Annotated in this window: 20 protein-coding genes; 9 read left to right on the plus strand and 11 right to left on the minus strand. The window is 73.6% G+C overall.

From position 1 onward, the window contains the following. Positions 1 to 25 precede the first annotated feature (25 nt). From uppS to WME97_RS13940, 7 genes are all read right to left on the minus strand, one after another. Positions 26 to 766 (minus strand): polyprenyl diphosphate synthase, encoded by a 741-nt coding sequence (gene uppS, locus WME97_RS13910; RefSeq protein WP_437552379.1) that lies wholly within the window; start codon positions 764 to 766, stop codon positions 26 to 28. A gap of 280 nt (positions 767 to 1,046) precedes the next feature. Further along, positions 1,047 to 2,423 carry a histidine kinase dimerization/phospho-acceptor domain-containing protein gene (locus WME97_RS13915; protein WP_437552380.1) on the minus strand — a complete coding sequence of 459 codons (1,377 nt, stop codon included), beginning with the start codon at positions 2,421 to 2,423 and terminating at the stop codon, positions 1,047 to 1,049. Between the two features lie 3 nt (positions 2,424 to 2,426). Next, positions 2,427 to 3,128 carry a winged helix-turn-helix domain-containing protein gene (locus WME97_RS13920; protein ID WP_437552381.1) on the minus strand — a complete coding sequence of 234 codons (702 nt, stop codon included), beginning with the start codon at positions 3,126 to 3,128 and terminating at the stop codon, positions 2,427 to 2,429. 116 nt (positions 3,129 to 3,244) lie between these two features. Further along, positions 3,245 to 3,829, minus strand: coding sequence for a hypothetical protein (locus tag WME97_RS13925; protein ID WP_437552383.1), 585 nt, complete (start codon positions 3,827 to 3,829; stop codon positions 3,245 to 3,247). Positions 3,830 to 3,840: 11 nt separating this feature from the next. Then, on the minus strand, positions 3,841 to 5,115 hold the full coding sequence (locus tag WME97_RS13930; protein ID WP_437552384.1) for a hypothetical protein: 1,275 nt from the start codon (positions 5,113 to 5,115) through the stop codon (positions 3,841 to 3,843). Continuing rightward, positions 5,112 to 6,326 (minus strand): hypothetical protein, encoded by a 1,215-nt coding sequence (locus WME97_RS13935; protein ID WP_437552385.1) that lies wholly within the window; start codon positions 6,324 to 6,326, stop codon positions 5,112 to 5,114. The genes WME97_RS13930 and WME97_RS13935 overlap by 4 nt, the downstream gene beginning before the upstream one ends. A 154-nt stretch (positions 6,327 to 6,480) precedes the next feature. Beyond that, positions 6,481 to 7,320 (minus strand): tetratricopeptide repeat protein, encoded by an 840-nt coding sequence (locus WME97_RS13940; protein WP_437552386.1) that lies wholly within the window; start codon positions 7,318 to 7,320, stop codon positions 6,481 to 6,483. 344 nt (positions 7,321 to 7,664) lie between these two features. Here WME97_RS13940 and WME97_RS13945 point away from each other — a divergent pair, with 344 nt between their 5' ends. The 7 genes from WME97_RS13945 (at position 7,665) to WME97_RS13975 (ending at position 14,520) form a co-directional block, all read left to right on the plus strand. Next, on the plus strand, positions 7,665 to 9,110 hold the full coding sequence (locus WME97_RS13945; RefSeq protein WP_437555384.1) for a sigma-54-dependent transcriptional regulator: 1,446 nt from the start codon (positions 7,665 to 7,667) through the stop codon (positions 9,108 to 9,110). A 4-nt stretch (positions 9,111 to 9,114) separates the two neighbouring features. Next, complete coding sequence (locus WME97_RS13950; protein WP_437552387.1) at positions 9,115 to 10,419, plus strand: formylglycine-generating enzyme family protein; 1,305 nt, start codon at positions 9,115 to 9,117, stop codon at positions 10,417 to 10,419. A 191-nt stretch (positions 10,420 to 10,610) separates the two neighbouring features. Then, a complete protein-coding gene (locus tag WME97_RS13955; RefSeq protein ID WP_437552388.1) occupies positions 10,611 to 11,351 on the plus strand; it encodes a hypothetical protein in 741 nt (246 codons plus the stop codon). Then, on the plus strand, positions 11,348 to 12,637 hold the full coding sequence (locus WME97_RS13960; RefSeq protein WP_437552390.1) for an ABC transporter ATP-binding protein: 1,290 nt from the start codon (positions 11,348 to 11,350) through the stop codon (positions 12,635 to 12,637). Before WME97_RS13955 ends, WME97_RS13960 begins: the two co-directional genes overlap by 4 nt. Beyond that, the gene (locus WME97_RS13965) at positions 12,627 to 13,391 is read left to right on the plus strand and encodes a hypothetical protein (protein WP_437552392.1); all 765 of its coding nucleotides are present in this window, start codon (positions 12,627 to 12,629) and stop codon (positions 13,389 to 13,391) included. Before WME97_RS13960 ends, WME97_RS13965 begins: the two co-directional genes overlap by 11 nt. A gap of 125 nt (positions 13,392 to 13,516) precedes the next feature. Then, complete coding sequence (locus WME97_RS13970) at positions 13,517 to 13,936, plus strand: hypothetical protein (RefSeq protein WP_437552393.1); 420 nt, start codon at positions 13,517 to 13,519, stop codon at positions 13,934 to 13,936. Positions 13,937 to 13,977: 41 nt separating this feature from the next. Further along, a complete protein-coding gene (locus tag WME97_RS13975) occupies positions 13,978 to 14,520 on the plus strand; it encodes a hypothetical protein (RefSeq protein ID WP_437552394.1) in 543 nt (180 codons plus the stop codon). Here the strand turns inward: WME97_RS13975 and WME97_RS13980 are convergent. The 3 genes from WME97_RS13980 to smpB all read right to left on the minus strand — a co-directional run bounded on the left by WME97_RS13980 (position 14,498) and on the right by smpB (position 16,967). Then, positions 14,498 to 15,973 (minus strand): DUF362 domain-containing protein, encoded by a 1,476-nt coding sequence (locus WME97_RS13980; protein ID WP_437552395.1) that lies wholly within the window; start codon positions 15,971 to 15,973, stop codon positions 14,498 to 14,500. The two genes, WME97_RS13975 and WME97_RS13980, sit on opposite strands and share 23 nt — an antisense overlap. A 170-nt stretch (positions 15,974 to 16,143) precedes the next feature. Continuing rightward, a complete protein-coding gene (locus WME97_RS13985; RefSeq protein WP_437552396.1) occupies positions 16,144 to 16,446 on the minus strand; it encodes a hypothetical protein in 303 nt (100 codons plus the stop codon). Further along, positions 16,443 to 16,967: an SsrA-binding protein SmpB gene (gene smpB, locus WME97_RS13990; RefSeq protein ID WP_044968393.1), complete on the minus strand. Its 525-nt coding sequence runs from the start codon at positions 16,965 to 16,967 to the stop codon at positions 16,443 to 16,445. The genes WME97_RS13985 and smpB overlap by 4 nt, the downstream gene beginning before the upstream one ends. A gap of 187 nt (positions 16,968 to 17,154) precedes the next feature. Here smpB and WME97_RS13995 point away from each other — a divergent pair, with 187 nt between their 5' ends. After that, positions 17,155 to 17,562 carry a hypothetical protein gene (locus WME97_RS13995; RefSeq protein ID WP_437552397.1) on the plus strand — a complete coding sequence of 136 codons (408 nt, stop codon included), beginning with the start codon at positions 17,155 to 17,157 and terminating at the stop codon, positions 17,560 to 17,562. 186 nt (positions 17,563 to 17,748) lie between these two features. On the opposite strand, the gene WME97_RS14000 is transcribed toward WME97_RS13995, so the two are convergent. Then, positions 17,749 to 18,051, minus strand: a complete 303-nt coding sequence (locus tag WME97_RS14000) for a hypothetical protein (RefSeq protein WP_437552398.1) — start codon at positions 18,049 to 18,051, stop codon at positions 17,749 to 17,751. An 832-nt stretch (positions 18,052 to 18,883) separates the two neighbouring features. On the opposite strand from WME97_RS14000, the gene WME97_RS14005 reads away from it, so the two are divergent. After that, positions 18,884 to 19,219: a hypothetical protein gene (locus WME97_RS14005; RefSeq protein ID WP_437552399.1), complete on the plus strand. Its 336-nt coding sequence runs from the start codon at positions 18,884 to 18,886 to the stop codon at positions 19,217 to 19,219. Positions 19,220 to 19,449 lie beyond the last annotated feature (230 nt).

Here is a 19,449-nt window from a genome sequence, read left to right on the forward strand (position 1 = left end):
CGGGGAGCGCCCCGGCGAGGTCCGCTCAGGTCGACGCGGCCAGGCGGCGGACCTGCTCGCCGGTCCGGCCGTAACGCCGCTGTCGCCGGCAATAGGTCGCGACCGCCTCATCGAAGGTCGCCTCGGTGAAATCGGGCCAGAGCGTGTCGGTGAAGAACAGCTCCGCGTACGCGGCCTCGAAGAGCAGGAAGTCGCTGAGGCGCTTCTCGCCGCCGGTGCGGATGATGAGATCGGGATCCGGCATCGAGCTGGTCGTCAGGAAGTTCCGGAGCGACTTCTCGTTGATCTCCTCCGGGATGACCAGCCCGGCCCGCGCGCGGACCGCGAGCGCGCGCATGGCGTTCGCCATGTCGCGGCGACCGCCGTAGCTCAGCGCGAGCGCCAGGGTCATCTCGGTGCCGCCGGCGGTGTCCTCCACGAGCTTCTCCATCGCGCGCCGCGTCGGCGTCGGGATGTCCTCGAGGTCGCCGACCACCTGGACCGCGATCCCTCGACGGATCAGCTCGTCGTGCTCCCCCTCGGCGAACTCCTGGCAGATGCGCATCAGCGCGTCGATCTCGTCCTTGGGCCTCGACCAGTTCGCCACGCTGAACGCGTAGAGCGTGAGGTACGGGATGCCGCGATCGCGGCAGGCGCGCACCGAGAGGCGCACGGCCTGCGCTCCGTGCTGGTGCCCCTGCATGCGGGGGAGCCCCCGCGCCGCCGCCCAGCGGCCATTGCCATCGAGGATGATCGCGACGTGCTTGGGGAGATTGCTGGACGTCATGGGCTTTCCTGGGTGGGGACGACGAAAGACTCTGCGCCGAGCATGGGCGCGGTGGGGGGGCCGACGGTGATGCGATTGTGGAGGTTCTGTGGAGGATGGCGCGGGAGAGCTCAAGACGCTCTGCTCGCTGACGGGTGCGCGAGCTCTCCAGCCCGCTCGCCGAAGACCGCCGCCGCGCCTTCGCACCACCGATCCGGTGCGCTGTCAAACCGAGGAAACCTCCCGGAAACCAAGAGGGTCGCCGGGGCGGCATGGCGAGAGAGCTCATCCTTTCACAGGATCAGGCCCCCGGCAGCGAGAGCTTGAACTCGACCTCGGGCGGCCCGCGGTGGGTGCACTCGGCCGAGCCGCTGTGGGCCTCGGCGATCGCCTTGACGATCGCGAGGCCCAGGCCGGTGCCGCCCCGGTCGGCGCGGGTCGTCACGAAACGGCGGAAAAGGCGGCCCGCGACGTGCCGCCCGATCTCGCCGCGGTTGCGGATCGAGATCGCGACCTGTCCGCCCATGCGAGACACGGCGATCTGGACGGGGGCCGCGGCGTCGCCGTGCGTGCGCGCGTTGTCGAGCAGGTTGTCGAGGGCGCGCGAGAGCCACTGCTCGTCGCCGCGCACCGTCGCCGAGCTCGGCGCGTCGAGCTCGACGCGGCTGCCGCGCTCTCGCGCCCGCGCCGCGGCGGCCTCTGCGATCGCGACCAGGTCGACCACCGCGGCGTGCTCCACGCCGCGCGCCTCGAGGCGCGCGAGCGACAGCAGCTCCCCGAGGAGCGCCTCGATCCGCGTGGTCGCCTCGCGGATGCGCGCGACGAAGCGGGCGGCCTCCTCGGCGTCGTCGAGCGCGCCCTCGGAGAGCACCTCGGCGCTCGCGCGGATCGCGGCGACGGGGTTCTTGAGCTCGTGCGAGAGATCCGCGGCGAAGGTCTCGACGAAGGGGCGGCCCTCGATCTGGCGCCGCATCGAGTCGATGGCGCGCGTCAGCCGCTGGACCTCGCGGCCCTGCGCCGGCGGCGTCGCCGCGCGCACCTCGCCCTCGCTCACGCGCACCGCGAACTCGGTGAGCGCCTCGATCGGCGTCGCGATGGTGCGGCCGATCAGGAACGACGAGATCGCCGCCGCTGCGCCGAGCACCGTGCTGAGCACGAGGATCGGCGGGGCGAAGTCGGCGACCATCCGCTGCACCACGATGGTCGGCTTCACGACCTGCACGCTGCCGACGCGCTGGCCGCCGACCTGGATGGGCGCGGTCACGAAGACGGTCCCGGGCTCGCCCGGCGAGGCGCCGCGCGCCCGGAGCACGCGGCCCTCGGGATCGAGCAGCGCGATGCTCTGGGCGGTCGGGCCCTCGGCCTCGCCGTCGAGCGCGCGCACCGCCGCGAGATCGACGCCGCGCACCTCCATCTCCATCGCGGCCACGGCGGCGAACGCGGCCGCCTCGTCGCGCGCGCTGCCCTCGGCGAGCAGGGTCGCGCGCGCCTCGATGCGATCGATGACGAGCAGCCCGAGCCCGAACGCGAACGCGCCGACGATGCCGCCGAGCGCGATGAAGATCTGCATCCGGATGCTCATCCCCGCCGTCCGGGCGCGGACGAGGCGGGAGGCGAACAGCGCGACGAGCAGGATGAGCGAGACCGCCGCCGCCGCGGTGACGACGAGGCGCAGCACCCGTCAGCCTCCGCCTTCCGCGGGGCCCGGCTTGTCCGCGACGCGGTAGCCGACGCCGCGCACCGTCTCGATGAGGTCGGCGTCGCCGCCGGCCTCGACGACCTTCTTCCGGAGCCCCTTCACGTGCGAGTCGATGGTCCGGTCGGTGATCGCGAACCCGTCGCCCCAGACGCGATCGATGAGCTGCGCGCGCGTGAAGACCCTGCCCGGCGCGGCGAGCATGCAGGCGAGCAGATCGAACTCGACGCGGGTGAGGTCGACCTTCTGGCCGCTCACGTACGCGCGCCGCGTGGCCTCGTCGACAACGAGCGGCAGCGGCGCCGGCGCGCCGGCGGACGGCGAGGGCCGCGCGGCGCGGCGCAGGACGGCCCGCACCCGCGCCACGATCTCACGGGGGGAGAACGGCTTGGTCACGTAGTCGTCGGCGCCGGTCTCGAGCGCGGCGACGCGGTCGGCCTCGCTGTCGCGGCTCGACAGGACGATGATCGCGGCGCGCGCCGCGCTCCGCCGGGCCTGCCCGATCAGGTCGAAGCCGCTGCCGTCGGGGAGCATGAGATCGAGGATGATGAGGTCGGCGTTGTCGATCTCCCGCTCCGCGGCCGCGAGCGTGGTGGCGACGGTGGCCGCGAACCCGTCGCGGCGCAGGAAGTAGGCGATCGACTCGGCGATGGCCGGCTCATCCTCGACGACCAGGACCTTGGCCATGGCCTCTGAGCCTAGAACGGCGCCGCGGACGCGTCGACAGGGCTGGCCAGCGGGCCTGGCCGGCCCCGCCCCTGCGGGGGGCTCGCGGGCGTCGCGATCGCCGCGTTCGTGCGCGCTCAGGCGCTGGGGATCGCCGCGTTGACGAGCTCGCGCACGACGCCGAGCAGCCGCTCGTAGTGCTCCGGGATGGGCCGCAGGCCGGCGCAGTGGACCACGAGGCCGCCAGGGCGGAGCTCGATGTGCCCCTGGAAACCGCGGCGGGCGAGGAGCTTGCGCAGCCGCGGATGGAACGCGCCTGCGGCCTCGCGCTGGGAGGCGGCGAAGGTCGTCACGTGGGCGTCCCAAAGCGCATCGTCGAGGGTGACCCGGGGCGGGGGAGCGCTCTCGATGAAGGCGACGCGCGTCAGGAAATGCTCGCCGACGCGCATCGAGGCGCGGCGCTGGAGCGCCGGGTGCGCCGCGAAGCCGAGCAGCGTCCGCTCGAGGGGCTCGGCTTCGCCCTCGGCGTACCAGGGCTCGGCGATCACCGCGTGCCCGGGGTTCGCCGTCCAGGTGCACGCGGAGAGGTACGCGGAGGGCGGCGCGATCGTGTCGTAGGGCTCCCAGCGGCGGAACCAGGCCTCGTCAGGGCGCGCGGTGAAGGCGAGGCCGCGCCGGGCAGCCCACGCCGCGATGTGCTCGGATCCCAGCGGAGGCGGCATGGATGTCGAGGTTAGTCGGCGCGGCGTCGCCTCGGAAGCCTCCGGAGCGATGCGACCGCGAGCGCCCCGGCGCAGAGCGAGAGCCAGGACGCCGCACCCGCGGCCGCGCCGTTCCCGGGCGCGTCGCAGGAGCATCGGCCGTAGATGCCGACCGTCGTCTCGTCGTCATGGTCGTCGTCGTTGCCCAGCGGGCCTCCAGCGCCTCCGTGGGCTGCGGTCGTGATGGGCGCGCCGCCGGCGTCTCCGGCGTCGCCGCCGCTCCCGCCTGCGCCGCCGCGGCCGCCCGTGCCGCCGCGGCCGCCCGTGCCGCCGCCTTCACCGCCGCTCCCGTCTTTTCCGCCGCCGCTGCCAGCGCCGCCATCGCCGCCTGCGCCGCCGCCGCCCGTCGCGCCGCCTTCGTCCGCGCAGCGCGTGAGATGGAGGGGACGTTTGCGCGTGCAGTCCGTCGGCGACGCGCAGCGGGGATCCGAGAGCGCGGGCGGCGCGCCTGTGCCGCCGATCTCGCCCAGGTCAGGGTAGGCGGCCTCGGTCCTCTCCCAGCGCCCCCCCGTGTGCTCCATCCAGCCGAACACCCGCTCCTGGTACGGAGCGGCGCCGCCGATCGCCGGGTCGTAGACGCCGCGCCCCGCGTCGTAGTTGGGGTTATTCGGGTTGTTGACGTACGCGAGCCCGTTGTAGGCCCAGACGGCGCTGTACCAGTGCTCGATGAACGCGGGTTGCCGGTCGCCGACGCAGCGCGTGGCCCTCCACTTCGAGGCCAGGATCTGGGTGCCGGTGGCCGCGTTGTAGGTCGGCTCCGCGGCCACGCGGCGCGGATCGAAATCCGGGCTGTCGCCGCGCCGCATGCCGCTCGTGATCTGCGAGGCGCCGTAGCCGCAGTCGAAGGAGATGATCGTCCGCGAGCTCTCCCCCGCCTGATCCATGGGCCGGTCCGGCGCGCAGAACTGCTGCCACCCCGACTCCTGCATGGCGATCGCCTTGAGCAGCTCGCAGGGGAACGTGGCGGGAACGTCGCGCCGCGCCTCGGGCAGATCGCAGCCCTGACCGAGGTTGAAGGCCGGCGGTCCGGCGTCGCCCCAGGCCTCGGGGCCCCGCGAGACGCGGTCGAAGATGGCGTTCCACTCCGCGACGGAGGGGTTGATCCCGGGCACGGCCTCGATCGCGCAGCCGCGATCGTTGTACGCGCTCGACGCGGTGAAGCAGGGGCAGTACGCGGCGCGCGCGGCCGGCGCGACCAGCGCGGCCGCGGAGAGCGCCGCCGGGACCAGGAGAAGGCGGCCCGTCACGGCTCCTCCTTCGCGGCGGTGAAGCCGGCGACCGCGATGCGCGCTCCGGGTGGCGCAGGGATCGCGGCGACATCGCCGCTCTCCACCCGGATCGCGAAGGGGACGGCGAACGCGGACGGCTTCGCGTGCAGCGCCGCCACCCACGCCGCGTCCTGCGAGACGGCCTGGATGACGTCGATGCCGGGGCCGAGCGGGCTGCGGACCGCGGCGCGCGCGCCGACGACGAACAAGCCGGTGGCGCGCTCGGGCGTGTACGCGATCCCGCCGCCCGGCCAGGCGTACGGGGCGAGGGCGTGGCTCGCGCTCGCCTCGAGCCGGGTGCGCTTGCCCCGGGCGAGATCGAGCCGATCGATGACCCACAGGCCGGGGTCGGTCTCGTGCCGCTCCTGGAACACGAGCGCGCCCGCCGCGGCGTCGATCGAGAAATCGCGCGCGAACGGCGGGATTGACGGGGCGATCACCCGCGTCGCGCCGGAGTCGGGGTCCACGAGGACGATGTCGGCCGACGCCGGGGAGACGCGGTAGAGGACGAGCTCGCCGTTCCACGCGCCGGCGAGGAAGGCGAGGTGGCCGGTGTGTCGGTGCACGGTGCGGATCGCGCCGGTGGCGAGGTCGACCTCGTCGATGGTGAGCGCGTCGACCCGGAGCTGCGCGGGCTCGTTGTCGGGCTGCGGCTCCGGGCCGGCGACGCCGCGCGAGACGAAGACGCGCCCGTCGGCGGTGACGAGCGGGCGGCTCGCGTGGACCACGCCGTCGCAGAGCGCGACGGGCTCTGCGCCCGGCTGGATCCGGAAGAGGCTCGCGTTGAACGAGCGGTCGCTGGACGGGCTCGTCTCGGCGGTCGCGACCACGAGCCGCGTTCGCGGGACGACGCGGGCGCGGACCACGGCGTCGCTCAGGTGCCGGAGCGTGGCGAGCGCGGGACCGGCCTTGGCTCCGCCGATCGGCGCGATGTGGAGCGTGGTCCGGGCCGCCCCCGGAGGCGTCGCGAGGATCGCGACGCTGGGTGGCGCCGAGGAATCGGCGGGCGCCGCGACGGCCGTGGGCACGAGCAGACGGCCGACCCGTGAGATCGCGGGCGCAGGGGCGTCGCCATCGGCGAGCACCGCCGTCATCGTACCCGTGAGCGCGGCGAGCAGCGCGCAGGGGAGCGCGATCCTGTGCAGACAGCGCCGTGTCAGGGGCGAGCAGGCGTAGGAGCTGAGACGCACGACAGGAGAGTAGACGATGCGCCGGTGAGCGCTCGCTCGCGAGGCGGCGCTCGCTTGCCAGCCTCTGCCGCCCCGCCGTCCCGTGCGGCCAGGGCGCCCGACGACGTCGCCGTCGCGCCCGGCGAAAGGCAGCGGGTGGCCAGGAAGCCGGCTCTCAGAAGCGGCCGGCCATGCCCAGCCCGGCCGCGCCCGGTCCAGCGACCGGGGTCAGCTGGAGCTTGCTGGGCCAGGGCTGGTTGAACCCGAGCTCCCAGATGAGGCCACCGGCGACGCCGGCGGCGCCCAACCCGAGCAGCACGCCGCCGACCGTCGCGTGCGTGCGCCCCTGATTGCCCCGCTCGGCCACCTTTTCCGTGCAGCCCTTGCGCGACGGGCAACGGTCCTCGGCGGCGCCAATGTCCGCGAAGCCGCTCGAGGTCAAGATCCCGCCGACCAGCAGCGTGACGACCCCAGCGCCCGTCGCGACCCACGGCGAATAGCCGTAAGGAGGCTGCGGCGGAGGCTCCTCCTTGGGGCGCTCCGGGATCGCCGAGGCGGTGGGGGCCGTCGGGAGCACCGCCGGCGCCGACGCGGACGCGCTCGCGCTGGCGCTCGGCGCCGGCCGGAGGGCGTTCTTGAGGTTCTGGATCTTGTCCTGGATCGTCTGCGCGTCGCTCGCGTCCGGCGTACGGGCCAGGTAGGTCTCCAGCGCCGTGACCGCCTCGGCCCGCTCGCCCTTCTTCTCGTAGGCGTTGGCGATGTTGATCAGCACGCCGTGCGCCGAGCAGTCGAGCTGGTAAGCGTCCTTCCAGTACTGGATGGCGCGATCGTAGTCAGCGCGCTCGTAGAACTGGGTGGCGGCCTTGTGCGCCCCCTTGGCGCCTTCCAGGTCGGCGGGGGTCGCCGTGCGGTAGCACTCGGGATATTCGATGGCCGGATCTCCTGCTAAGGCCAACCCCGCGGCGAGGAATATCCCCGCGCCGAGACCGACCAGCCAAGTCCGAAGCACACGCATCCGAGCCGCCCTCCGAGAAGTGGCCGCAGCATACTGATCCGCTTCGCCGGCAGCGAGAAAAAGGAACTATTACGGACCTCGAGGCAATGCGTTCGGCCTGCCGACCGGCGTGGCGAGCGCCGAGCGAAGCGGCGGCCAGGGGAGCGGGACAGGAGCGCCGAGCGAAGCGACAGCCGGGGGACGGCATGGGAGCGCCGAGCGAGGCGGCGGCCGCGGGGAGCGCCGCGGGGAGCGGGACGGGAACGCCGCCGGCGCGCCCGCGCGGCGCGAGGGCGACCGGCCGGAGCGTCGAGGGGCGGTCCCGGCGCTTGCTTGGTTTCCGGTTCTGCTAGTCTCGCCCGGTGATGCTCCCCGAAAAGAAGCAGATCCTCGTCGTGGATGACGAGGCGAACCTCCGGCGGGTCCTCAGCGCCCAGCTCGGCCGGGATGGCTACGAGGTCCACACCGCGGAAGACGGCGAGGAGGGGCTCGCGTTCCTGAAGGAGCACCACATCGATCTGGTCATCACCGATCTCCGGATGCCCAAGGTCGACGGCATGGACCTGCTCCGCGCCGCGCTCCGCGACGACCCGTCGCGGCCCGTGGTGCTGCTCACGGCGCACGGGACCGTCGACAACGCCGTCGAGGCGCTCAAGACGGGCGCGTTCGACTACATCACGAAGCCGTTCGATCAGAACGAGGTGCGCGTCGTCGTGAAGAAGGCGCTCCGCACCCGCGATCTCGCGAGCGCGGACGCGACGCGGGACGTCTCCGCGGCGCAGCCCCGGGGGGGCTCCGACCGCTTCGGCATCATCGGCGAGAGCCCGCCCATCCAGGAGCTCTACGCGATCCTCGAGCGGGTCGCCGACACGCCGACCACGGTGCTCATCAGCGGCGAGAGCGGCACCGGGAAGGAGCTCGTCGCGCGGGCGTTGCACGAGAACTCCAGCCGTCGCGACCGGCCGTTCATCAAGGTCAACTGCGCGGCCATCCCGAAGGACCTCATGGAGTCGGAGCTCTTCGGCTACGAGCGCGGGGCCTTCACCGGCGCGGTCGCCTCCAAGCCGGGGCGCTTCGAGCTCGCCTCCGGCGGGACGCTCTTCCTCGACGAGATCGGCGAGATCCCGAACGAGATGCAGGTGAAGCTCCTGCGCGTCCTGCAGGAGAGCGAGTTCGAGCGGGTCGGGGGCATCAAGACCATCCACGTCGACGTCCGGCTCGTCGCCGCCACCAACCGCGACCTCAAGCGGGAGATCGCGGCGGGCACGTTCCGGGAAGACCTCTTCTACCGGCTCAACGTCGTCCCGATCGCGCTCCCCGCGCTGCGCGACCGGAGGAGCGATATCCCCCACCTCTGCACCCACTTCGTCGCGAAGTTCAACGCGCGCCTCAAGAAGAGCATCGAGAGCATCGAGCCCGAGGCGCTCGAGCGCCTGGCCTCGCACGCCTGGCCGGGGAACATCCGCGAGCTCGAGAACGTCGTCGAGCGGGCGCTGCTCTTCGCCGACGGCGCGCGCATCCGCCTCGACGACCTGCCGGAGGAGATCCGCGGCGGCGCCACGTCGGCGCCCGGCGCGACGCTGCCGCTCGCGGCCGCCGCCGCGGACACCTCCGCCGCGCCCTCGACGCCCGACGGCCTCAAGGAGCAGGTGAAGGCGGCGATGAGCAAGCTCGAGCGCGACCTCATCGAGCGCGCCCTCAAGCAGACGCACGGCAACGTCACCCACGCCGCGCGGCTCCTCAAGATCTCGCGCAAGGGGCTCCAGCTCAAGATGAAGGAGCTGAACCTCCGCGAGCGCGACGCCGAGTGAGCCCGTGGGCCTCGGCGAGCAGCGCTCCGTCCGCGCACAGGGCCGCGCGCCGGGGGGGAAGGCCCTCGCCGTCGCCGCCTCGCTCGCCGGCCTCCTCGCGGCCTCTCCCGGCTGCGATCGCGGCGGCGCCCCGCAGGGCACGGACGCCGATCTCGACGCCGCCCCGCCCTGGGACGTGAGCCAGACCGAGCCGGAGCCGCGCCCCGGCATGGCGTGGATCCCGAAGGGCGTGCTCATCGCGGGCACGCCGCCGGACCGGCTGCCGCGCATCGCCGACGAGGAGATGGCGGGCGCGCAGGTCGTGATGCACGGCTTCTACATCGACATCTTCTCGTACCCCAACGAGGTCGGCGCGATCCCGACCACGAACATCGCGCAGGACGAGGCGCGCGCGCTGTGCGAGGCGCAGGGCAAGCGCCTCTGCACGGAGCTCGAGATCGAGCGGGCCTGCAAGGGGCCGGACAACACCACGTACGAGTACGGCGACACGTACAAGGCGCCGGTCTGCGCGACCGGGCAGAGCCGGGTCCTGACGCCCAACGGGGTGAACGCCGGGTGCGTGAGCGCGTTCGGGGTGCACGATCTCCATGGCGGCGTATGGACCTGGACCTCGAGCCAGTGGCAGCGGGACAGCGGCAAGCAGGGGCTCGTCACGCTGCGCGGAGGCAACGGGCCGACGGGCGAGCTCGTGGGGCGATGCGCCCACGGGCGCGGCGTCAAGCCGGACACGCGCCGCCCCGAGGTCGGCGTCCGCTGCTGTGCCGGCGAGGTGAACAGCTTCGAGGTGGTGCTCGAGGTGACGCGCGATCGCCCGCTCCGGCTGGAGCCGCTCGTCGACGCGCGCGCGGCGGCGCAGCTCGCGGCGCTCGCGCCGGAGGAGGTGCGCAACGCGTCCCGGGCCGGGTCGGCCGAGGGGGCGTTCAGCGTGGAGCGCATGTGGACCTGGCACCCCCGGGGCAACGAGGAGCTCGTGCTCGGCGGCGGCTGCGCGCGGCCGGCCGGGGTGAACGGGGCGCCGCGCAGCCGCGCCAAGCGCGCGAAGCGCTCGCGCCCGGGCGACGGAACGACGTGCGGGCTCCTCATCAGCCGGATGCGCATGAGCGCGCCGGCGCTGCTCGCGTTCGTCCCGTCGGATCTCTGGGAGCCCACGATCGGCGAGACGGACTCGCCGCGCGAGCTCTTCCTGTACGGCGGCGATGCGCTGGGCGCCTTCCGCCGTCGAATCACCTACGAGTGGGGCAAGATCGGCGTCGCCGACAAGGAGCGCAAGCGCAAGCACAAGGGCCGCCGCGGGCTCTCGTACGACTGAGGCCCCTCGGCGTCGCGACGAGCGCGCCCGGGCTCGCGGTCGCGACGCCGTCGTAACGGGTGGCGCTGGCGCGCGGCGGCGCCACATTCCGGCGGCGCGCTCCGGCCCGCGGCACATTCACCTTGCGCCCGGGCGCCTGGAAGGGCAGCGCTAGCAGCGCGTCGCCGCCGCGCCGTCCGCACGCTCCTCCGATGACCCGCCCGCACGACCCCGAACCGCGCGACGCGCCGAGCAAGCGCCCGGACGATCCCGCGCGGCGGCGCGCGGCCGCGCGCCGCTCGCTGCGCGCAGCCGTCGCGCTCGGCTGCGCGCGGCTCCGCGGCGCGCGCGGCGGGCGGCTCGGCCTCGCCATGGCGGCGCTCATCTCGCTCGGGTGCGGCGTCATGGCGCTCGTGCTCCGGCTGGACGACGGGACGACCTCGCTGGACGCGCTGCTCGGGTCCGCGGCGCGCGGGCTCGCGTGGGCGGCCGCCGGCCCCATCGCCCTCGCCGCGGCGCACGATCGCCCGGGGGCTGATCGCCGCGACGGCGTCGAGGCGCTCGCCGCCGCGCGGGGGATCTCGCGGGCCTCGCTCCACGGCGTGCGCAGCCTCGCCGCGATGCTCGAGGTCGCGCGCGTCGTCGCGCTCCCGCTCGCCGCGCTCTCGGTGCTCGCGGCGCTCCTCTCCGGCTCGCTGCTGCTCGGCCTCCAGCACCTCGCGTACGGCGCGGCGCTCGCCCTGTTCGGCGCGGTCTCCGGTGTGACGCTCGGCGGCCTCGCGGCGGCGAGCGGCCGCGTCGCCGGGGCGCGAGGGCGCGCCCTGTTCCTGGTGCTGACCCTCGTCCCCTGGGGGCTCGCCGATCTCGCTGGCGACTCGAGGTGGTCGATCCCGGGAGCGCTCGGCGCGTTCCTCTCCTTCGCGGCCCGCTCGGCGGGAGGCCCTGCAGCATGAGCCCGGGCGCTCCTGTCGTGGTGCTCGAGGGCGTGCGCGCGCGCGACGGCGCCGGCGAAGTGGGGCGCCCTCGGGGGGGCCTCTCGGGCCTGTCCTTGGCCCTCGGCCCGGGCGTGCACGCGGTGCTCGGCGCCCCGGAGGACGGGACGCTCGCCCTCGCGGAGGTGCTCGCAGGGCGCGCAGCCCCCCTCGCTGGCCGCGTCCTCGTGGCGGGGCGCGACCCGTGCCGGAGCGCGGCGACGCGGGCGCAGATCGGCGTCCTGGCCGCCACCCCGGAGCTGCCCGACGGCGCGTCGGTGGCGTCGTTCATGTCGGTCGCGCTCCGGGCCCGCGGCGCGCCCGCGAGCGGCGCCGCGGCGCTCCTCGAGCCGCTCGGCGTCGCGCCGCTCCTCGCCCGCAGCACGGCCTCGCTGAGCTTCTCCGAGGCCCGGGCGGTCGAGCTGTCGCTCGCCCTCGGGGTGCCGCGGCCGCTCCTGCTCTGCCTCGTCGAGCCGTTCGCCGACGTCGCCGTGCCGTCTCCGGAGCCGGTCCGAGAGCGCCTGCGCGCCCTGGCTGCAGCTGGCGCCTGCGTCGTGCTCGTCACGTCCTCGACCGCCGACGCGAGCGCCCTCGCCGACCGCATCCACGTGCTCGATCGCGGCGTCATCGCGCGCACCGAGCCCGGCGCCGGCGACCGCCTTGCCGCTGCCCCGGGCGCGGCCCCGCCGGGCGTGGGGCGGCCCGAGGTCGAGATCCACGTGCTCGTCCACGAGCGGGCGCCCGACGCGCCCGGCGCGCGCGCGCTCGCCGCGGCGCTCGCGAGCGCTCCCGCCGTGCGCGCGGGCGCGTGGGAGCAGGGGCCGGCGGAGGCGTCGTCGACGCTGCGGATCCGGGCCGCGGACAGGGAGGCGGCCGCGCTCGCGATCCTGGATGCGGCCGCGAGGGAGGACGTCACGCTCATCGCGATCTCCTCGCCGCCCCCGTCGATGCACGACGTGCGGGCGGCGACCGCGCTGCACCTGGCCGCCGTTCGCTCGCGCCGGCCCTTCGGCGCACCTGCGGTCGAGGGGGCTGCCCCGCTGCCGGGCGCGCCCGAGGGGCCGTTTGCGGTGGCGGCGTTCGACGCACCGGCGCCGCTCGTCCCGGCAGCGCCGCTCAGCCGGCCGTCGGACGGCCCGTCCGCGCCCGCTGGTGTGCCGCTGTCGGCGCACGGCGATGCCGCTGCCGGCGGACGGATCGGGGCCGACCCGCCGGGGGCCGACGGCTCGCCGCACGCTGCGGAGACAGGACGCCACGATGGTGGGTGAGAGCGCATCCAGCGCCGCGGCGCAGCCGCTTCCTCCCGCGGAAGGGGGGGCCGAGCGGGGCGGGCCCGCGCTGACGGGCGTCCGCCTCGGGATGGAGATGACCCTGAGCCGCCTCCGCGCGCGGCGTCCGCTGCTGGCGTTCGGGCTCGGCGCCGCGCTCGCGGTCGCGGCCGCGTTCATCGAGATCGCGTTCGGGTCCTCCGGGGCCGTGGACCGGGCGCTGCTCTCCACGTTCCGCCTCGCCACGCCGCTCACGATCTTCGCCCTGGCCGCCGACGCCGCCGATCGCACCACGCTGCGCGACGCAGCCTGGCCGGTGGCCCGCTTCGGCGCCTCGTCCCACCATGTCGCGCTCGGCATCGCCCTGGCCACGGCCCTCGCTTCCGCCCTCGTGGGAGCGCTGCTTGCCGTCGTCGTCGTCGCCGCCGCCCATGGTCCCGGCGCTGCGCCATTCGTCCGAGACATGCTCGTCAGTGGGTGGATCGGCGCGCTCACCGGAGCCGCCTACGCTGGCTGGTTCTCGGTCGGTGCGACCTTTTTCCGGCGCGGCCTCGGCCGCTTCGTGCCGCTCGCGGCCGATCTCCTGCTCGGTGGCTCGGCCGGGGTGATCGGCGCACTGTTGCCCCGGGGCAACGCCGTCAACCTCCTCGGCGGCCCGTCGCCGCTCGGGCTCGGGCAGCCCGCGAGCGCCGCCCTGCTCGCTTCGAGCGCCCTCGTCCTCGCGCTCGTCGCGGCGGCTCGCTGCAGGGAGTAGCGCGCGGGCCGGGGCCGCGGCGGCTCGGCTCGCCTTGCCCCGACCGGCTGCTTGACGTTCACGGCGATAGCGTGAGCGGCGCAAGAGGGATGGCTTCATCCGCTCGTTCACGTACTCTTCGGGGAATGACTCAGGAGCACGGGGACGACGAGGCCACCAAGGCGGTCAACGCGCCTCGATCGGTCCTGCTCGTCGGCTCGGCCGAGGCGCTGGCGGCGCGCTGCAGGGGGATGTGCCTGCGGGCTCGCGTCATGCTCATCGTCGAGAGCGACCTGGCGGCGCTGACGAACACGGCGGTGGAGCGGAAGCCGCTCGCGCTCCTGTTCCCCGACGACATCTACGCCTTCGACAGCGCGGAGTTCGACGCCCTGGCGCGCGACATCCAGGCCGCGGTGGTGACCCTCGAGCCAGGCGTCACGGACGAGGTCATCGAGGCGCGGCTCGCGGAGGCGCTGCTCCGAGCCGAGCTCCTCCGGCAGCCCGAGCCGTCGTCGAGCCGCTACGTGCTCGTGCCCGACGGCCCCCGCCGCTCCAAGCGTCGCTGACCGGCGCGCCCTTGCATGACGATGAAAAGGAGCTTTATCCGATGAGCGAGCTGCACCTCGATCCGAACGCGTCCCGCCTGACGATCCACACCCGAGCCGTGGGCATGCTCGCGCGCCTGGCGCACGACCTCGAGATCACGGCGTCCGAGCTGCGCGGTCGGGCGCGGCTCGACGGCGAGTCGTGGACCGTCGAGCTCGAGGTCCCCGTGGCCAAGCTCTCCGTCGCGGGGGTCCTGCGCGGCGATCGCGTCGATCCCGACGCGCTCTCCGCGGGAGATCGCGGCGACATCGAGCGGCGCCTGCGCGGCGAGGTGCTCGCGGGGACCGAGATCGTGGCGGTGCGCGCCTCGGGGGCCACGCGTGACCGCGCCGAGGTGCGCGTCCAGGTCGCCTTGGGGAGCGCCTCGCTGGTGGCGCGGCTCTCCTCGCGCGATCGCGGCGACGGCGCGATCGGGGTGACGGGTACCTGTCAGCTGTCGATGGCTGCGCTCGGCGTGCGCGAGGTCAAGGGGCCGCTCGGCGCCTTCAAGGTGCGGGACGAGCTCGACGTCCTCTTCGATCTCACTCTGCGGCCTGCGAGCTAGGCGGCTCGGACGGGAGCTCGGGCGCCGCGTCGCCGCGCGAGCAGGCGCCGTGGACCTGGTAGGGCTTGCCGGCGAGCCGCTTCGCGAGCGAAGCCCCGCGCCAGGCGACGTACGCCTTGTTGAAGTCGAGCAGCTGGTCGGGGGCGAAGTACGGGTTCTTCGTCTTGCCCAGCGTGACCAGCGTGAGCACCTGCTCCGCCACGCTCACGGGGCAGCCCTCGAGCCGGAGGGTGGTCTCGTTCCGGGCCATCGCGAGCTTGGTCGTCACCTTCACCATCTTCGCGAGGACGTCATCGTGCTTCGCGGTGTAGGGGTCCCGCGCGCTCCGCTCCCGGTACAGGCTCTCGACGCTGACCAGCTGATCGCCGATCTTCCCTTTGTACGTCGCGCAGTCGCCGATGAAGACCACCTTCTCGCCCGGCTTCGCGTCGATGGGGCCCTCGTAGGCGCCGAACACGACGTGCATCCGCGGCATCTTCGCGTCGCACTCCTTGTCGTACTCGCGCAGGATCTCGATCGCCTCCTCGATGGCCCCTGGACAGCCGCCCCAGCAGTAGTCGGTGCGCTCGGGCTCGGGCGGCGAGCCCGCGTAGGCCGTGATGTTCGTGCCCTCGAAGTACTTCTCGACGCGGACGAGGCCCACCTTGAACCCCTTGGCCTTGTGCTTCGCCTCCTCGAGCGTCACGTCCCCCGTGATCTCGATCTCGCCGAGGTCCATCGGGCCGAAGCCGCGCTCCGACGCCAGGCGGATGTGCTCGACGCTCCTCGGATCGACGCCGATGATCTGGCAGCAGACCGAGTCGAACGCGACCTGGTTGTTCCCCATGATGATGAGGCCCAGGTCGAACGGCGAGGGCGTGAGCATCCGCCCCTCGCCCGCGGTGATGGCGTCGATCGCGATGAACTGCGGCTGCACGATGTACTGGAGATCGGCGACCTTCTCGTTCAGCCGGTGATCGTGATCGATGAGCCTGTGCCGATCGTCCTGGATCCCGATGTAGTTCTTCATCGAGAAGGTCACGGTGGTCCAGGGGTGCGACTTGAACTTGGGGCAGTTCACGAAGAAGTCGGCCTTTGCGACGGGCTCCGGCGTGAACACGTAGTCGCGCAGCCGGCCCTCGTGCGTGAGCGGGATCTCGACCTGCTGCTCTTCCTCGAAGTGGTAGTGCTTGACCCCGGTCCTGCGGAACATCGGGTAGTAGCCGGCGCTCTCGTACGTCATGCGGGTCGGGAGCGTGATGCCGCACCGCTCCCCGACGGCGAGCTCTCTCACGCGCCCGTCGTCGCGATCCTTGAGCGCGCCGATCACTCCCTCGACGAACTCGGGCCGCGTGTACGCGTGCGGAAAGTGCGCTCCCGACGCGACGACGTTGGGCTTGATGAGCGTCCGGCCGTGCGGGCGCAGCGAGAGCTCCTCGAGACCGCTGCGCACGATGCCGCGGATCTTCGCCACGTCATACGTCGAGCAGCGGCGCAGAATTACACGAGGGCGCGACGTAATTTTCATAGAAAGACAGCGTATGGGCCGCGCCGGGCCATCGCAACACTCGCCGCCGGACGAGCCGCGCCCCGCAGCCGCTGTAGAACCGCCTGGGCGTTCGCTGCAGGACGGAACGTCGTGGCTCAGCCCGTGCGTTCGCCGCCGATGAGCCGCGCCAGCTCGGCGCGGACCTCGCGCGTCGCATCGATGAGCCGGCCTTCGATCTCGTAGGTGCGCTCACCGGGCGCCGCGTCGTTGGGCTCGGTGGGTGTGCGCAGGCGGCACCGGGCGACCTTCACGCGGATCGCCGTCCCTGTCGGCTGGAGCGAGCCCTCCACGCGCGCTCCTGGCGCCGAGGAGGCGGTCGAGTGGAGCCGCACGCGATCGCCGTCGATCTCGACGAGCTCTGCCTCGCCGCCCTTGGACCAGGTGAGGTGCGACGTCATTCCGGCCTCCGCAGCCCGGCGCTCCGCGCGCGGGCGGCGCCGCCGCGGGCCCGCTCCATCGCCGCGCGGGCTTCGCGGGTGGCGTCCTTCTCTTTCAGGCTCTCGCGCTTGTCGACGGTCTTCTTCCCCTTCGCGAGGGCGATCTCGGCCTTCACGCGCCCGTTCTTGAAGTAGAGGCGGGTCGCGATCACGGTCATGCCCTCCCGCTCCACGCTCTTGCGGATCGCCTCGATCTCGCTCTCGTGCAGCAGCAGCTTGCGCGGGCGCTTCGCCTCGTGCCCGAAGGCGGCGCCGGGCATCACGGGGATGTTGACCCCTTTCAGGAACGCCTCCCCGTTCTCGATGGCGCACCAGCTGTCGGTGAGCTCGGCCGCGCCGTCGCGGAGCATCTTCACCTCGCTGCCGAGCAGCACCAACCCTGCCTCGAACCGATCGTCGAGGGTGTAGTCGAACGTCGCGCGCTTGTTGCGCACGATGAGCTTCTCCCCCTCTCGCTCCTTCTCTTTGCCAGCGCGGCTCACGCGGCCGCATAGCGCGCGCGCCGCCGCCTGTCCACACCGCTTCACCGGGCTGCGCCCGCGCGGCGCCGCTGCTGGGCGCAGCTCGCGCGGCGCGTCCGCTGCGGTGGCGGCGTCACCGCTTGACGCCGATCGCCGCCGCTCGTCCAATGGTCCTTTCGCACGACGTGCCGTCAGCCTGGAGGACTCAGTGAATCGCGGACTGCGCTTTTCGGCCTGGCTCGGGGCGATCGTGGTGAGCTCTGCGCTGATGCCCGGGTGCAGCTGCAGCTGCGGCGTCGCCACGGACTCCGGCACCGTGGACGGCGATGGCGGGTGGGGCGGCAGCGGGCAGGGCGGCGATGGGCAGGGCGGCGATGGGCAGGGCGGCGGCGGGCAGGGCGGTGAGGGACAGGGCGGCGGCGGGCAGGGCGGCGGCGCGCCGACTCCCAGGCGCGTCGGGGCGACCGAGACGGTGACGGCTGGCGAGGTCGCGAGGAGCTCGCGCTACCGCATGGTGTTCACGCTCGGGCAGCCGACGCAGAACCAGGGGACGTCGACCTCACCCAAGGTGCGGATGCGAGGAGGGCTCATCGGAGCCGACGGGAGCTTGCCATGACGAGGAGCTGGCGATGAGGACGTCGATGATCGCGCGATGCATGGCGGCATCCGCCCTGGCGGCGAGCGCGGTCGTGGTCGCGGGGACCGCGGCTGCGGCGGTCCCGGCGACCATCACCCACCAAGGCCGGCTCTACGACGAGCGCGATGTGCCCATCAGCGCGACGCTCGATGTCGTGTTCGCCCTTTACGACGAGCGCGACGCTTCGACGCCCCTGTGGAGCGAGGTCCACTCGATCACGTTCGAGGACGGCTTCTTCTCGGTGCGCCTCGGCGCGATCGTCCCGTTCGAGCAGGCGATCTTCGACGGTGCCGAGCGGTACCTCGGCATCACCGTGGGCGACGATGTCGAGCTGGAGCCGCGCGCGACGGTCGCGAGCGTGCCGTACGCGCTGCTCGCCGGCAATGTGAACGGCGACATCACGCCGACCTCGGTCACCGTGAGCACCACGAGCGGCAACACGCTGGTGCTCGGCGAGCGTGGGGTCATCGTGAACGGCGTCCTCGTGATCGACGAGAACGGCGAGTGGGTCGGCTCGCCGGCGGGGCTCCAGGGCCCGCAGGGGCTGCCTGGACCGATCGGCCCGGCCGGTGAAGCGGGCCCGGCTGGACCGGAGGGGCCGGAGGGGAGGGTCGGCGCGACTGGGCCTGCGGGTGCTGATGGTCCGACAGGGCCGGCCGGGCCGAGCGGAGCGATCGGGCCGACGGGGGCCGCAGGCCCCACCGGGCCCACAGGGCCGGAAGGCGTGGCTGGACCCAGGGGGCCGGAGGGCCCGGCAGGGCCCGCAGGCGCGGCAGGGCCCATGGGGCCAGAAGGCCCGGTGGGCGCAATCGGACCGGAGGGCCCGATGGGACCAGAAGGTCCGATGGGGCCAGAAGGCCCGGCGGGCGCAACCGGACCGGAGGGCCCGGTGGGACCAGAAGGTCCGATGGGACCAGAGGGCCCGAGGGGCGCGATCGGACCGGAGGGCCCGGTGGGACCGGAAGGTCCGATGGGCCCGAGGGGACCAGAAGGCCCGGTAGGCGCGCTCGGACCGGAGGGGCCAATGGGCCCGAGGGGACCAGAAGGCCCGGTGGGCGCGCTCGGACCGGAGGGTCCCATGGGACCAGCGGGCCCTACCGGTCCCATTGGGCCAGCGGGCTCTACCGGTCCGACAGGACCAGTGGGCCCTACCGGTCCGCAGGGGCCACGTGGGTTTACCGGCCCTGTTGGTCCGACCGGGCCCCAGGGGGTCGTGCTGACACTGACGGTCCAGGGCGTCGGCCCGCATACCGCGCTGCCGGCCGGGAGGCCTGTCGACTTTTTCGGGCCGACAGCATTGGTGGCGGTCTCATCGACGAGCCAGTCAATCTATGCGACCGCGCATCGGTACCTGGGCACGGACGGCTCGCCTGCGGACAGCCTCAAGCTCTACATGTGCTACCAGCGGGTTCGTTCCGGGCCGTCTGGCCCGGTGCTCGACGAGGTCCAGGCGGTCGGCCTTGGTATGGCCGGCGGCCGTGTCCCCGCGGACACCCGCGTCCCCTTCGGGCTCAGCGCCGTCATCACCGGCCTCACCGCGGGCACCTACAACATCGGGATGTGCGGCCAGACCTTGAGCCCGAACTGGACCAGCAACGACTACGGCTACCTCTCGATCCTCCTCGTCAACGGCTAGCCGCCGCGCCTGCCGGGCGCGCCCGCCGCGCTCGGCTTGCCAGGTCGCCCGAGCGCCGTGCGCACGCCTCGCCACGGACCGTGATAATTCGACGACGCAGAACGCAATGCCGCAGCACGCTGGGTCGGCATGCCGCCCACGTACGATCGTTCGCGACGATGGGCTGAAAGGGGGCTAAACACTCGCGGTTTTACACGCGGCCGTGTCCACTCCGGACGGCGTCCCCGCGG

The sequence above is a fragment of the Sorangium sp. So ce367 genome, from assembly GCF_051520455.1.
In the GTDB taxonomy this organism is placed as follows: Bacteria; Myxococcota_A; Polyangia; order Polyangiales; family Polyangiaceae; genus Sorangium; species Sorangium cellulosum_B.

What these genes read in the sequence shown, in the direction of transcription:
- WME97_RS13920 (WP_437552381.1), bottom strand. Translation starts at nt 3,128, where the DNA reads ATGGCCAAGGTCCTGGTCGTCGAGGATGAGCCGGCCATCGCCGAGTCG.
- WME97_RS13960 (WP_437552390.1), top strand. Translation starts at nt 11,348, where the DNA reads ATGAGCCCGGGCGCTCCTGTCGTGGTGCTCGAGGGCGTGCGCGCGCGC.
- WME97_RS13955 (WP_437552388.1), top strand. Translation starts at nt 10,611, where the DNA reads ATGACCCGCCCGCACGACCCCGAACCGCGCGACGCGCCGAGCAAGCGC.
- WME97_RS13940 (WP_437552386.1), bottom strand. Translation starts at nt 7,320, where the DNA reads ATGCGTGTGCTTCGGACTTGGCTGGTCGGTCTCGGCGCGGGGATATTC.
- WME97_RS13975 (WP_437552394.1), top strand. Translation starts at nt 13,978, where the DNA reads ATGAGCGAGCTGCACCTCGATCCGAACGCGTCCCGCCTGACGATCCAC.
- WME97_RS13970 (WP_437552393.1), top strand. Translation starts at nt 13,517, where the DNA reads ATGACTCAGGAGCACGGGGACGACGAGGCCACCAAGGCGGTCAACGCG.
- WME97_RS13965 (WP_437552392.1), top strand. Translation starts at nt 12,627, where the DNA reads ATGGTGGGTGAGAGCGCATCCAGCGCCGCGGCGCAGCCGCTTCCTCCC.
- WME97_RS13985 (WP_437552396.1), bottom strand. Translation starts at nt 16,446, where the DNA reads ATGACGTCGCACCTCACCTGGTCCAAGGGCGGCGAGGCAGAGCTCGTC.
- uppS (WP_437552379.1), bottom strand. Translation starts at nt 766, where the DNA reads ATGACGTCCAGCAATCTCCCCAAGCACGTCGCGATCATCCTCGATGGC.
- WME97_RS14000 (WP_437552398.1), bottom strand. Translation starts at nt 18,051, where the DNA reads ATGACCCCACGCTCGCCGAGCACCAGCGTGTTGCCGCTCGTGGTGCTC.
- WME97_RS13945 (WP_437555384.1), top strand. Translation starts at nt 7,665, where the DNA reads ATGCTCCCCGAAAAGAAGCAGATCCTCGTCGTGGATGACGAGGCGAAC.
- WME97_RS13925 (WP_437552383.1), bottom strand. Translation starts at nt 3,829, where the DNA reads ATGCCGCCTCCGCTGGGATCCGAGCACATCGCGGCGTGGGCTGCCCGG.